9 protein-coding genes are annotated in these 13,512 nt (G+C 64.5%); 4 read left to right on the top strand and 5 right to left on the bottom strand.

Translation table 11 applies throughout. The features are described from left to right. Positions 1 to 14: 14 nt before the first annotated feature. A complete protein-coding gene (gene recG / locus RS897_RS32625; RefSeq protein WP_315832794.1) occupies positions 15 to 2,117 on the bottom strand; it encodes an ATP-dependent DNA helicase RecG in 2,103 nt (700 codons plus the stop codon). 157 nt (positions 2,118 to 2,274) lie between these two features. Between recG and RS897_RS32620 the strand changes: the two genes are divergently transcribed. Further along, positions 2,275 to 2,565 (top strand): FAD assembly factor SdhE, encoded by a 291-nt coding sequence (locus RS897_RS32620; RefSeq protein WP_315832793.1) that lies wholly within the window; start codon positions 2,275 to 2,277, stop codon positions 2,563 to 2,565. After that, the gene (gene mfd / locus RS897_RS32615) at positions 2,562 to 6,089 is read left to right on the top strand and encodes a transcription-repair coupling factor (protein ID WP_315832792.1); all 3,528 of its coding nucleotides are present in this window, start codon (positions 2,562 to 2,564) and stop codon (positions 6,087 to 6,089) included. The genes RS897_RS32620 and mfd overlap by 4 nt, the downstream gene beginning before the upstream one ends. Positions 6,090 to 6,099: 10 nt before the next feature. On the opposite strand, the gene RS897_RS32610 is transcribed toward mfd, so the two are convergent. The 3 genes from RS897_RS32610 to RS897_RS32600 form a co-directional block, all read right to left on the bottom strand. Next, positions 6,100 to 7,341, bottom strand: a complete 1,242-nt coding sequence (locus RS897_RS32610; RefSeq protein WP_315832791.1) for a GGDEF domain-containing protein — start codon at positions 7,339 to 7,341, stop codon at positions 6,100 to 6,102. Between the two features lie 136 nt (positions 7,342 to 7,477). Then, positions 7,478 to 9,004, bottom strand: a complete 1,527-nt coding sequence (locus RS897_RS32605) for an AMP-binding protein (protein ID WP_315838818.1) — start codon at positions 9,002 to 9,004, stop codon at positions 7,478 to 7,480. A 63-nt stretch (positions 9,005 to 9,067) separates the two neighbouring features. Beyond that, positions 9,068 to 10,744, bottom strand: a complete 1,677-nt coding sequence (locus RS897_RS32600; protein ID WP_315832790.1) for an extracellular solute-binding protein — start codon at positions 10,742 to 10,744, stop codon at positions 9,068 to 9,070. A 437-nt stretch (positions 10,745 to 11,181) separates the two neighbouring features. Here RS897_RS32600 and RS897_RS32595 point away from each other — a divergent pair, with 437 nt between their 5' ends. Next, positions 11,182 to 11,985 carry an invasion associated locus B family protein gene (locus RS897_RS32595; protein WP_315832789.1) on the top strand — a complete coding sequence of 268 codons (804 nt, stop codon included), beginning with the start codon at positions 11,182 to 11,184 and terminating at the stop codon, positions 11,983 to 11,985. A 111-nt stretch (positions 11,986 to 12,096) separates the two neighbouring features. On the opposite strand, the gene hspQ is transcribed toward RS897_RS32595, so the two are convergent. After that, on the bottom strand, positions 12,097 to 12,429 hold the full coding sequence (gene hspQ / locus RS897_RS32590; protein ID WP_315838817.1) for a heat shock protein HspQ: 333 nt from the start codon (positions 12,427 to 12,429) through the stop codon (positions 12,097 to 12,099). Between the two features lie 122 nt (positions 12,430 to 12,551). Here hspQ and RS897_RS32585 point away from each other — a divergent pair, with 122 nt between their 5' ends. Then, complete coding sequence (locus RS897_RS32585) at positions 12,552 to 13,505, top strand: AEC family transporter (protein WP_315832788.1); 954 nt, start codon at positions 12,552 to 12,554, stop codon at positions 13,503 to 13,505. Positions 13,506 to 13,512: the final 7 nt, after the last annotated feature.

Genomic DNA, 13,512 nt, shown 5'->3' with positions numbered 1-13,512 from the left:
CAGCTTCAATCGGCTTACCCCGCGCCGAGCAGCGGGATCGCTTCATCGCGTTCGAACAGATAGAGCAGACAGCGCAGGGCTTCGCCTTCTGCGCCTTTCAGCTTCGGGTTGTCCTTGAGGATGCGCAGCGCCTCGTTGCGGGCTTGGGCGATCAGTTGGCCGTGCACCTCCGGGCGCGCGATCCGGTAGCCGGGCAGGCCGCTTTGCCGGGTGCCGAGCACGTCGCCTTCGCCACGCAGTTTGAGGTCTTCTTCCGCGATCTGGAAGCCGTCGGTGGTCTCGCGAATGACCTTTAGTCGTGCCTTCGACATTTCGCCCAAGGGTTCACGGTAGAGCAGCAGGCAGGTGGAGGCTTCCGAGCCGCGGCCGATGCGGCCGCGCAACTGATGAAGTTGGGCGAGGCCGAAGCGTTCCGCGTTCTCGATCACCATGATGGTAGCTTGCGGCACATCGACGCCGACTTCGACCACGGTGGTTGCGACCAACAGGCTGATCTCGCCTGATGCAAACTGGCCCATGACGCGGTCCTTGTCCGCGCCTTTCATCTTGCCGTGCACAAGGCCAACGCGGTCGCGGAAGCGCTCCTGCAGGCTGGCGAACCGCTGTTCGGCATCGGTCAGGAAATCGATATTTTCGGACTCCTCGACCAGCGGGCAGATCCAGTAGGCGCGCTTGCCGTCCTTCAACGCGCGGCCGATGCCATCCATCACCTCGCTGAGCCGGTTGGCCGGCATCGCACGGGTATCGATCGGCTGGCGGCCTGCAGGTTTTTCGCGCAGTTCCGAGATGTCCATGTCGCCGAAATAGGTCAGGACCAGGGTGCGCGGGATTGGGGTGGCGCTCAGCACCAGGACATCGACGGCGTCTCCCTTGTCGGTCAGCGCCAGCCGTTCGCGCACGCCGAACCTGTGCTGCTCGTCGACGATCGCCAGCGCCAGCGCCTTGTAGACAACGTCATCCTGAATCAACGCGTGGGTGCCGACCAGCAGATCGATCTCACCGTCGGCGAGACGGGCGAGAATGTCGCGGCGCTCCCGACCTTTCTCCCGTCCGGTGAGGATCGCCACGCGAACGCCGGCCTGTTCGGCCAGCGGCGCGATGGTTTTCAGATGCTGGCGGGCCAGGATTTCGGTCGGCGCCATCAGCGCCGACTGCTTGCCGACCTCCGCGACGGCCGCAGCCGCGAGCAGGGCGACCACGGTCTTGCCGGAGCCGACGTCGCCTTGCAGCAGCCGAAGCATCCGCAGCGGTTGGGTGAGGTCATCAGCAATGGCGGCGGCGGCCTGCTGCTGCGAGGTCGTCAATGCGTAGGGCAGCGCATCGATGATCTTGTGGCGCAAATGGCCGCCGCCAGCATGGCGCGCACCCGCCGGCCGGCGCAGCTGCGCCCGGACCAGCGCCAGCGCAAGCTGCCCCGCCAGCAATTCGTCATAGGCGAGGCGCGACCAGAACGGCGCGTCCGGCAGAATGTCGGTCAGGTCCTTCGGAATATGAACCCGGTTCAGGGCCTCGGCAAAAGACGGAAAGCTGCAACGGCGCAGCACGTCGGCCGCGATCCACTCCGGCAGTTGCGGCAATTTCTGCAAAGCCTGCGCGATCGCGCGGCGTAGCGACCCCAGAGCAAGACCTTCGGTTAGCGGATACACCGGCTCGATCAGCGACAACTTGGCGAAACCGGCTTCGTCAACCACGCGGTCTGGATGCACGATCTGCAGCGTGCCATCGAACATCTGCGCAGTGCCGGACACATATCGCGTTTCGCCGACCGGCAGCAGCTTCTCCACATAACCCGGCTGCGCGCGGAAGAACGTCAGCACCACGTCGCCGGTGTCGTCGCTGGCATAGACCAGATAGGGCGCCCGCGAGCGGCCAGGAGGCGAGGGGCGGTGGCGGTCGACGGTCACCTCCAGCGTCACCACGGTTCCCACGGCGACATCCCTGATTTTGGGCCGGGCGCGGCGGTCGATCACGCTGGCCGGCAGATGCAGCAGCAGGTCGACCAGGCGAGGCGTCTCGTTGCGGTCGAGCAGGTAGCGCAGCAGCTTGTCCTGTTTCGGACCGACCCCCGCAAGGCTCGTGGCCAGCGCGAACAGCGGATTGAGACGTTCTGGGCGCATCGACAATCGACTCGGGATGAACTTCGTTGTGGGCCTGGATGCTCGCTTTTGCATGGCCTGAATGCAACGCAAAGAGAGTTACTGACATCCCCGGGAACGGAGGCTATATCAACCCGCCCGGCACGTCCGGGCTTTTGGCGTTAGACGGGCTTGGGACATGACGGGAACGACACGATCAAGCGACGGCCTTGAGGACCGCCGCAAGCGGCTCTTGTACCGCTGCTGGCATCGCGGCACGCGCGAGATGGACCTGATCCTGGGTCGTTTTGCCGACGCCCATATCAACGACCTGTCCGAAGCCGAACTCGACGAGCTGGAGCGGCTTGGGGAATTGCCGGATCCTGACCTCTATGCGGCGTTGAGCGGCGCGGGCGAACTGCCCGCCGAATTCGCCGGGGGCATTTTCCTGCGCATCAAAGGGTTCCGTGCCACGGACTCCGACGCATGAACAAGCCGTCTGCGTCGCGCTCTCCCGCTGAGCGGCTTGCTGCGGGCAAGCAGCTTACTCTCGCCAATGTGGCTGAGGGTGCCGAGGGCCTGATCACGTCCGATCTGGCGCGCGCCGTCGCCGCGCGGCCGAAGCCGCCGGCCGTCAGTCTCGCCGTGGTCTGCCGCGACGGCCCGCGCATGGCGCAGCTTGCCCGCGCACTGGAGTTTTTTGCGCCGGATCTGGCCGTGATGCAGTTCCCGGCCTGGGACTGCCAGCCCTATGACCGGGTATCGCCCCATGGCGGGGTGGTCGCGCAACGTGTCACCACACTGGCGCGGCTGTCACGCCTGAAGGGCAGCGACAAGCCGCTGATCGTGCTGACCACGGTCAATGCCATCCTGCAGCGGGTGCCACCGCGCGAGGTGATCGCGGCGCAGGCGCTGTCGGTCGCGCCGGGACACGCGGTGCCGATGGAATCGATCGTCGCCTGGCTTGAACACAACGGCTACAACCGCTCGTCCACCGTGCGCGAATCCGGCGAATACGCCGTGCGCGGCGGCATCCTGGATCTGTTTCCCGCCGGCCTCGACCAGCCGGTGCGGTTCGACTTCTTCGGCGACACACTGGAATCGATCCGCACCTTCGATGCGGAAACCCAGCGCACGCTGCTGGACATGCGCGCACTCGACCTGGTGCCGGTGTCGGAATTCCAGTTGGTCACTGAAACCATCCGCCGCTTTCGCATGGGTTATGTCGCGGCCTTTGGCGCGCCGACCCGCGACGATCTGCTTTACGAAGCGGTCAGTGAAGGCCGTCGGCATCCCGGCATGGAGCACTGGCTGCCGCTGTTCCAGGAGCGGATGGACACGCTGTTCGATTATCTCGGCAATTCGCCCGTCGTCATCGAGCCGCAAGCCGAAGATTCCGCGCAGGAGCGCATCAAGCAGATCAACGACTATTACGACGCCCGCCGCGAGGTGCTCGAACATCCCGGCGGCGGAGGCGCCGTCTACAAGCCGCTGCCGCCGGACCGGCTGTATCTGACCGAGCGCGAATGGAGCAAGTATCTCGGCGAGGTGGCGCTGGCGCGCTTCACGCCGTTCGCGGTGCCCGACGACGGCGACAGCGTCATCGATGCCGGATTGCGCCAGGGGCGCAATTTCGCGCCGGAACGGGCTGACACGGCGGTCAACGTGTTCGAAGCCGTGGTGGCCCACATCAACAGCCTGCAGGCCGCGCGCAAGAAGGTGGTCGTCGCGCTGTGGACCGAGGGCTCGCGCGAGCGCATGACCAACATGCTGCGCGACCACAAGCTGCTCAATCTGACCAGTGTCAACAGTTGGCGCACGGTGCAAGCGACCCCGCGCAACGAGACCACGCTGGCCGTGGTCGGCCTCGAGGCCGGTTTCGAAACCGACACCATCGCCGTCATTACCGAGCAGGATATTTTGGGCGACCGGCTGGTGCGGCCGCGCCGCGCCGGCCGCAAGCTGGAAAACTTCATCTCTGAGGTTACCAGCCTGTCGACCGGCGATCTTGTGGTCCATGTCGAACACGGCATCGGCCGTTTCATCGGCTTGCAGACTCTGGATGTCGCCGGCGCGCCGCACGACTGCCTCGAACTGCGTTACGCCAACGAGACCAAGCTGTTTCTGCCGGTGGAAAACATCGAGCTGCTGTCGCGCTACGGCTCGGAGCAGACCGATGTTGAGCTCGACCGTCTCGGCGGCAGCGGCTGGCAGAACCGCAAGGCCAAGCTCAAGAACCGTATCCGTGAGATCGCCGGCGATTTGATCAAGATCGCCGCCGAGCGTTTCCTGCACGAAGCGCCAAAATATCCGATCCAGCAGGGCACCTACGACGAGTTCTGCGCGCGCTTTCCCTATGAGGAAACCGAGGACCAGCTCACCGCGATCCAGTCGACGCTGCACGATCTCGAGATCGGCCGTCCGATGGACCGGCTGGTCTGCGGTGACGTCGGCTTCGGCAAGACTGAAGTGGCGCTGCGCGCCGCGTTTGCGGTTGCTCTCGAGGGCAGGCAGGTAGCGGTCGTGGTGCCGACCACGCTGCTGGCGCGCCAGCACGCCAGGAACTTCACCGAACGGTTTCGCGGCTTCCCGGTCAATGTGGCGCAAGCCTCGCGCCTGGTCAGCACCAAAGACCTCAATCTGGTCAAGAAGGGCCTCACCGACGGCTCGGTCGATATCGTGGTCGGCACCCACGCGCTGCTCGGCAAGACCATCAAGTTCAAGGACCTTGGCCTTGTGATCGTCGACGAGGAACAGCACTTCGGCGTCAGTCACAAGGAAAAGCTCAAGCAGCTGCGCTCCGAGGTGCATGTGCTCACGTTGAGCGCCACGCCGATCCCGCGCACGCTGCAACTGGCGCTGACCGGGGTCCGTGACCTTTCCATCATCGCCTCGCCACCGGTCGATCGGCTGGCTGTGCGCACCTTCGTGGCGCCGTTCGATCCGCTGATGGTCCGCGAAGCGTTGCTGCGCGAACGTTATCGCGGCGGCCAGGCGTTCTATGTCTGCCCGCGCATCGACGATCTCGCCGAAGCCAAGGATTTCCTCGACAAGCATGTCCCGGAAATGAAAGTCGCGGTCGCCCACGGGCAAATGCCGCCGACCGTGATCGAAGACATCATGTCGGCGTTCTATGACGGCAAATACGATGTGCTGCTGTCGACGACGATCGTGGAATCCGGTCTCGACATCCCGTCAGCCAATACCCTGATCGTACATCGCGCCGACATGTTTGGGCTGGCGCAGCTCTATCAGCTGCGCGGACGTGTCGGGCGCTCGAAGCTGCGCGCCTACGCGTTGTTCACGCTGCCGGCGCAGCAGAAGATCACGCCGCAGGCCGAGCGCCGGCTGAAGGTGCTGCAATCGCTGGAAAACCTCGGCGCCGGCTTCCAGCTGGCGTCGCACGACCTCGACATCCGAGGCTCCGGCAATCTGCTCGGCGAAGAGCAATCCGGCCACATCAAGGAGGTCGGTTTCGAGCTTTACCAGTCGCTGCTGGAGGAGGCGATCACCAGCCTGAAGGCCGGCATCACCGAGCCGGTCGCCGACCGCTGGTCGCCGCAGATCACCCTCGGCATGCCGGTGCTGATCCCGGACGATTATGTGAAGGACCTGTCGGTGCGGCTGTCGCTGTACCGCCGGCTGGCGGATCTCGATACCGAGGACGAGATCGCCGATTTCGGCGCCGAGCTGCGCGATCGCTTCGGACCGTTGCCCGACGAAGTGCGCCATCTGTTCAAGGTGGTCGCCATCAAGGCCTATTGCCGCCGCGCCAATATCGAGAAGGTCGATGCCGGTCCGAAGGGCGCCGTGATCGCGTTCCGCGACAATTCGTTTGCCCAGCCGGATCGGCTGGTCGCCTTCATCCGCACTCATGGCGCGGCCGCCAAGGTGCGCCCCGACATGAAAGTGGTGTTCTTGCAGGATTGGGAGACACCGGACGAGCGGGTCGAAGGAACCACCATCATCCTGCAGCAGCTTGCGGCGCTGGCGGAGGCGAAGAAAGCGGCCTGAAAGAGCGCCGTCAGGACGCCGCGCGCTGGCTTTCGCCATACAGGCGATCGAACAGTGTCACCGCCGAATCCTTTGGAAGCAGCGTCACCAGCGTGACATGCGGATCGATACGTTTCTCGCGCGCGAGGCTGTGCATGGTGTGGCGCAGGACACTGGCCAGTCGGCGTGCGATCATGTGCGCGGTGCGCAGGTCGGTTTCCGCAAATGCCACGACGATTGAACCATCGTCCTGCAGCGCAGCGAAATCCATGCGGCGCATCAGCCGGCTGAGGATGCGAGCTGCATCGTAGCGGATACGATCCGGGATGCTGCCGAACATAAAGCGAGCCGCCGACAAGCCTCCGCCACGCTTCTGGGCGTCCTCGATGGCCAGGGCGAAATCCCGGTCGAAGGCGGTCGAGGTCATTAGCCCAGTGCGTGTATCGAGCAGGCCTCCGGCGTCGAGCGATTTCAGCGCTCGGGTCAGGCGGGCCGCGAAAGCGTGCTGGCGAATGAGAGGAATGGCGCTGCTGGCGACATCCTCGGCCTGGCCCGACACGATTTCGAGATTGGGCAGGCTCTGCACGGAAACGAACGCGGCGGCCGACCCGGTGAGAATGGCGGGCAGGTCGCGGAAGCGTGAATCTTCCGATAGCACTGTAAGAAATGCATCGATCACGCGATGACTGAAACCTTCGCCGATGACCACGCCGTCGAGATCTCGGGTGTTCAGGTGTTTGGCCGCAGCTTCGATACTCAGCGCGCCGACCACGCCCATCCGCTCGCCGAGCGCGATCGACAGCGTGGGATAGGATGCGCCTCGACCGATCAGCAGCACCGTTGCGTCGTCGAGCGGATCAGTGTTGGGCAATTGCTGCTGCATGGATGCGGTATCAATAATTCTGCGCAGCACCGTGGCGTGTAAGGTGCGCACCCGCAAGGCCGCAGTCAGCCGCGCTTCCAGTCGGACCAGATTGCCGTCGGCGGCAGAAAACGAAATGGCGTTCGACGCTTGTCCCTGAGTTTTCAGATTGATCGCGATCAGGGGAATGTAAGGCTGGATGTCGGCGACCTGGGCCGCGATCTCGCCGAGCCGCTCGTCTGCGGCATCGGCGTCCGCGACAAGAACGGCCGCCGGCTGCAACCGATCGATGGCCCGGGCGGCATTCTTCCAGGCGGTGTCGACCAGCGGAAACGACCCAACCCCGGAGAGGGCTTTGGACCAGGCATTTGCGCCGTCGGAAATGCAGAGAACAGGGGCTTGCTGGGACATCATCAAACGGGGCTGAAAATGGCTCGCACTGTCTGTGGCCGCACCAGAATTGCCGATGCGTAGACGAGATAACGCTAGCCGAACGCCCTTAATGGCGAGTCAACACCCGGTGCGAAGTTTGAACAGCCTGCTTTGATCAGGCGGCTGGAGTCCGGTCACGAAATGCTTCGACCATCAGCGGATTCAGGCCGAGGATCGTCAATGCGTCCCGCGCACGGGCATTGTCGCTCGCGCGCCCGGCCAGACGATAGCCGCAGAGCCGGTCGGGAAGTGCAGTCAGCATCGCGCCTTGCGCCAATCTCTTCGCCCATTCCTGCAAGTCGCTGGCGAGGAATCTGTAGCCACCGACAGCCATGATTCCCGATGGTGGCGCGGTAATGCAGGTCGCGCCGCTGGTCCGATCGCGGCGTGCTGCATACCCAGTATCGACGTGGTCGGGCATGGCGGAGGGCGCGTGTGCTGCAGTGGAATTCACCAACGCCTTGTAGGCTACTACGGGTACCATTGGGCCGCGCAGCGCGAGCGTGCCGTGCGGCGTCAGGATGACGTCGCAGGCGACGGAGGAGCCGGAGATGCCCTGCGGGGCGCCGCGCGGGCCGGGCTGGATTGGCGTGGGGTTACCGTCGCTGCCGCGGCGGGCTCCGAACAGCCCGATTTCGCCGAACAGGTAGACATCGGTCAACCGGACCTTGTCGATGCTCCACTCCGGGCTGGCGGCGATCTGCTCCGGGGCGCGCCAGAGGCCGACGACGTGACGGAGAGAGGATACGCGATGGAGCAAGCCGCTCTCGCGGAGTCGCATGGCGAGAGGACCAGGCACCACCAGGACCGCGCAGGATTCGTCGGTCAGTTGCTGCTCCAGCAACTCGGGATCGAACGGATGATGCAGCGCAAGCGTACCGCCGCTCAGTAGCCAGGCGACAAGCGATGCGCTCAGGCCGGCAAACGACGACGGCTGCATCGCCGAAAGGATCATCGGCCCCTGGTCGATGCCACTCTCCAGGAAGATCGCGAGGCCGCCGGCGATCAGATTGAGCTGGGTTCGCGGGATCGCGCGCGGGCCATCCGGTGTGACGTCGAACGAAATCGCAGCCACGCGCCGCGCATCCTGCGCTGGAAAGTGCGGGAGAGGGCTCGAGGGCGCGCTCGAGATATCCAGTGGGGTCATTCCCTCGGGAAGATTGCTGCCAAAGCCGAACACATGGCGGATCGAAAACGCCTCGACCGCCGCGTTCATCGCCAGGTCGGCGTGGTTGACGCCGTCGATCGTGCCCGTCGTGACAATGGCGCGCGCGCCGGTGCGGTTGAGCGCCGACGAGAGTTCAGCCTGCCGCCAGAGCTGGGGCACCAACGCAACGACGAGACCGGCACGCAGTGCTGCGAGCACCGTCAGCATGAACTCGACGGTATTCGGCAACTGGATGGCGATCACGGAAGAGGCCGGAAGTCCGGCAGCAACAAATTGGGCGGCCAGCGCGGACACCGCGGCATCTGCTTCGGCATAGGTCAGCCCGGAGGGCGCTTCGCCGGTGATACGCCGCTTGTCCGGCGGATCGATCAGAGCCGGAAAACCGGGATGGCGGGCGACAAGCCGGCGGAAGATATCATCGATGGATGGCGACGGGCTTGCCGGGGTCGCGCCAGATGGTGCGGGCTTGCTCAGGGTTTGGGTATCGATCCGGTCTGACACCTTGGCTTGCCCCTGGGTGAGTTTGGCTCGGTTGGATCATGGTCCGCTTGCGGTCGGCCGCTGCCACCACGTTTCAGGCAGGTATCCGCTCAATGCATTGGTCTGCGGCTGTTGTATCCGATTCCATCGGGCGATCCATTGCTTCTCGACGTTGTAGAGCGGGATCGCGTAGAAGCCGGACATCAGCAACCGGTCGAGCGCGCGGACGGCGGACACGAGGTCCGGGTGGGTGCGAGCCTCCAGCATGGCCGCGATCATCGCATCGATCGCCGGCTCTTTGGCTCCCATATAATTGCGGGTGCCGTTGGTATCGGCGGCGGCGCTGCTCCAATAGAAGTTCTGTTCATTGCCGGGCGACAGCGACTGGTCCCAGCGGTTCTGGATCATGTCGAAGTCATAGGCGAGCTTGCGCTGGTCGAACTGCACCGCGTCGACCACGCGCACCGAAACGGCGATTCCGGCACGCCTGGCATCGCGCGCGAAGGCCAGCGCGATCCGCTCCTGGTCGCGGGTGGTGACCAGCAGTTCGAAGCCGAACGCGGCCTTGGACTTGCGATTGCGCAGTGTGGTGCCCTCGAGATCGTAGCCGGCGTCCGACAAAAGTTTCAGCGCGGCGCCCAGCGTGTCGCGATCACGCCCGCTGCCGTCAGTGACGGGCAGGCGCCAACTGCCATCGACGATGGCCGGCTGCAGAGCGGGTGGATATGGCTTCAGCAGGGCCTGTTCACGCTCATCGGCCGGCCGCCGATACGCCGACAATTCCGAGCCGGCGAAGAATCCGCCGACGCGGGTATAGAGCCCGAAGAAGTAGTTGCGGTTGATCCATTCGAAATCGAACAGCAGGGTCAAGGCCTCGCGGACCCGGATGTCGGCGAACAGCGGTCGCCGTGTGTTGAACACGAGATATTCGGAGGGTTGGGGCAGGCCGGTGCGAATTTCGGTGCGAATCACCTCGCCGCGGCGCGCGGCGGGAAAGTCGTAGCCCTCGTGCCAGCGCAGCGGTTCGTGTTCGACCCTGAAGTCGTACAGGCCGCGCTTGAACGCCTCGAACGCGCCGTTGACCTCGCGATAGTAGTCGAGGCGGACCTCGTCGAAATTCCAGAGGCCGCGGTTCGCCGGCAGGTCGCGGCCCCAGTAGTCCGGACTGCGGGTCAGGATGACGCGGGTGCCTGCCTTGACCTCAGAGACCTGATAGGGTCCGGAGCCGATCGGCGGGGCGAGGGAGGTGTCCTCGAATGTCGCCGGATCGATGGCGTGCTTCGCCAGCACCGGCATCAGGCCGAGGATCAGCGGCAACTCCCGGTCGTTGGCGTCAGTGAACGTGAACCGCACGGTGCGCGGATCAGGAGCCTCGGCCTTCGCGACCTTGGCATAGTACAGCCGATGATTCGGCCGGCCTTTGTCGCGCAACAGTGCCCAGGAAAACAGCACGTCCTCTGCCAGGACCGGCCGACCGTCGGAAAACCGCGCCTTCGGATTCAGGCGAAACGTGACATAGCTGCGGTTATCGTCGGTCTCGACGCTTTCGGCCAACAGGCCATAGAGCGTAAACGCTTCGTTCTGGCCGCGGGTGAGCAGGCTTTCGATCACGTAACCGCGGATCTGCTGCACCGCCAAACCCTTTACGATCATCGGGTTGAGGCTGTCGAAGGTGCCGAGGATGCCGAACGTTAGCCGACCGCCCTTGGGGGCGTCCGGGTTGGCGTAGGGCATGTGCGCAAAGTCCTGTGGCAGAGCCGGCGCGCCATGCATGGCGATGCCATGATGCGGGATGGGATCAGCGCGGGCCGTCGCACTGCAAAAAAGCCCTGCCGGGCACCACCCGAGCAGGGCCGCGAGCACGGCGACCAGGCAGCTCCGGACGGGGTGCAGTCCGGCCCGTGACGTGTTTACGAAACCCATCCGTGATTCGGCCTTTGGCACGTCCCATTCTCTATCATGGAGGACCGGTGACCACGTTATGATCTCGGCAAAAGGTGCCGTTGGCATTGATCTTTTCGGCGATGGATGTATGAAGGCGTGCGATCGATGACGGGCCATACGCCCGGTCACGCTACTGCCTTATTTGCCTCCGAGACAGCCGCCGATTGTGGGGGATGTACGCTGGCGTCAGCGGGTTCAATCCCACGGTTCAGAAAGGGTCTTCCGCAATGAATTTTCGTCTCTTGGCCGTGCCGGCGCTGCCGCGCGGGCGGGTTTTGGCGGCGCTGGCTGCCGCGACATTGACCGTTTCAACCGCCGCCTTTGCTCAGCAGCCGGCTGCTCCCCCGGCAGCCGCCCCCAAGGCTCCGGCCCCGAAGGCTGCGCCCAAGGCGGCTCCGAAGGCCGCGCCAGCTCCGGCTCCGGCCGCCCAGGCACCCGCCGCGCCGGCGGCGCCGCAGCAGCCCGCCGAACAGCAGGTCCAGCTGATCTATGCACCCTGGACCAAGTTCTGCCTCAAGGGCCAGGATGCCAACGCCAAGCAGATCTGCTTCACCGGCAAGGACGGCCGCATCGAATCCGGCCAGCCGGTGGTCGCCGCCGTGATCATCGAGCCGGAAGGCGAGCCGAAGAAGATTTTGCGCGTTACGCTGCCGCTCGGCATGCAGCTGGTCCACGGCACCCGGGTGATCATCGACAACAACACCCCGGCGCAGAGCCCGTACGTGATCTGCTTCCAGAACGGCTGCATGTCCGACTACGAAGCGACGCCTGAGATGATCGCCAACCTGAAGAAGGGCCAGCAGCTGATCGTGCAGGCGATCAATTCCAACGGCGCGCCGCTGACGCTGCCGCTGCCGCTGGCGGAATTCGCCAAGGCCTTCGACGGTCCGCCCACCGATCCGAAGGTGTTCGAGGAAAACCAGAAGAAGCTGCAGGAAGAGCTGCAGAAGCGGGCCAATGAGGCGCGCCAGAAGCTCGAGGCGGCGCAGCCGCAGGGCGCGACACCGGCCCCCAATCCGGCGGCGAAGTAACCCGGCCGCAAGGCCAAAACAAAAGGCGCGCTGGAAGGCGCGCCTTTTTTGTTACTCAAATTTGCTGGATCAGATTTTCTGTTGGACGATTTTTGCGCCAGCGGGTGGCGGTCAGTTCAGCGACGGATTGCGCGGGCGGTAGCCGCCGGACTTGTCCTTCACGAAGATTTCAGCGACCTGGGAATGGCGGATCGGCTCGCCGGAGTCGTCGGGGACCAGGTTCTGTTCGGAGACGTAGGCGACGTATTCCGTTTCGGAGTTCTCGGCCAGCAGGTGATAGAACGGCTGGTCCTTGTGCGGCCGTACCCCCTCGGGGATGGACAACCACCACTCTTCCGTGTTGTTGAACTCCGGATCGATGTCGAAAATCACGCCGCGGAACGAGAAGATCCGGTGGCGGACGATCTGGCCGATCTGGAACTTGGCGGTACGCGCTTTGATCATACCCGTCGATAGACCAGGATTGTGGCCGATGCTAGTGGCAAAACCGACCATTTGCCCCCCGGAAACCCTCGCTCCCCGATGACCACACCTCGCCAAGACGCCTTCAAGCCCCACGTATCCTGATGATCGATATCCTGAATCTGGCGCTGCCCTACTTTGGGCTGATTTTCATCGGCTTCGCCTGCGGCAAGGCCAAGGCTCTCCCCGAAGCGGGCCTCGCCTGGATGAATTTCTTCCTGCTTTACGTCTCGCTGCCGGCGCTGTTCTTCCGGATCCTGGCCAAGACGCCGTTCGAGGAACTGAACAACCTGCCGTTTGTGATTGCGACCACCAGCGCCACGGCGCTGGCGTTCACGCTGTCGGCAGGGATGGGCCGGCTGATGGGGCGGCTGTCGCTGCGCGACACCACCATGGCGGGACTCTCCGGCGGCTATGGCAACATCGGCTATATGGGCCCGGGCTTGGCGCTGGCAACGCTCGGCGCCAAGGCCGCGGTGCCGGTGGCGCTGATCTTCTGCTTCGACAGCATTCTCTTATTCTCGCTGGTGCCGCTGTTGATGGCGGTGTCCAGCGGCAAAGGCCAGCCGCTGGGACCGACGATTGTGTCTGTGGTGAAACAGATCGTGTTTCACCCCCTGATCGTTGCCGGTTATTGCGGCACGTTCGCCGCCGCCTTCCACCTGCATCCGCCGGTCGCGATCGACAACACCCTGCAGTTCCTGCAGGGCGCCGCTGCCCCCGTCGCGCTGTTCGCGCTCGGGGTGACGGTGGCGCTGCGGCCGTTCAGCCGGGTGCCGTGGGAAGTCCCCGGCATCATCCTGGTCAAACTCGTGCTGCACCCGCTGATTGTGTTCGGCCTCCTGATGCTGCTCGGGCCGTTCGTGCCGGAATGGTCGGCCACCGCGATCCTGATGGCGTCGCTGCCGCCGGCGCTCAATGTGTTCGTGATCGCGCGGCAGTACGACGCCTGGATCGAGGCTGCGTCGGCCGCGGTGCTGTTGGGAACTTTCGTGTCGGTGGTGACACTGACCAGCGTGATGTGGATGCTGAAGACCGGCCAGATCGTGCTGCCGTAGCGTTTTG

The organism is Bradyrhizobium prioriisuperbiae (assembly GCF_032397745.1).
GTDB classification, from domain to species: domain Bacteria; phylum Pseudomonadota; class Alphaproteobacteria; order Rhizobiales; family Xanthobacteraceae; genus Bradyrhizobium_A; species Bradyrhizobium_A prioriisuperbiae.
Note: the sequence above shows the minus strand (reverse complement) of the source record. Positions and strands in the feature narration are given on the sequence as shown.

Coding starts and splice junctions, on each gene's coding strand:
- recG (WP_315832794.1), bottom strand. CDS start 2,117: ATGCGCCCAGAACGTCTCAATCCGCTGTTCGCGCTGGCCACGAGCCTT.
- RS897_RS32620 (WP_315832793.1), top strand. CDS start 2,275: ATGACGGGAACGACACGATCAAGCGACGGCCTTGAGGACCGCCGCAAG.
- mfd (WP_315832792.1), top strand. CDS start 2,562: ATGAACAAGCCGTCTGCGTCGCGCTCTCCCGCTGAGCGGCTTGCTGCG.
- RS897_RS32610 (WP_315832791.1), bottom strand. CDS start 7,341: ATGTCCCAGCAAGCCCCTGTTCTCTGCATTTCCGACGGCGCAAATGCC.
- RS897_RS32600 (WP_315832790.1), bottom strand. CDS start 10,744: ATGCCCTACGCCAACCCGGACGCCCCCAAGGGCGGTCGGCTAACGTTC.
- RS897_RS32595 (WP_315832789.1), top strand. CDS start 11,182: ATGAATTTTCGTCTCTTGGCCGTGCCGGCGCTGCCGCGCGGGCGGGTT.
- hspQ (WP_315838817.1), bottom strand. CDS start 12,429: ATGATCAAAGCGCGTACCGCCAAGTTCCAGATCGGCCAGATCGTCCGC.
- RS897_RS32585 (WP_315832788.1), top strand. CDS start 12,552: ATGATCGATATCCTGAATCTGGCGCTGCCCTACTTTGGGCTGATTTTC.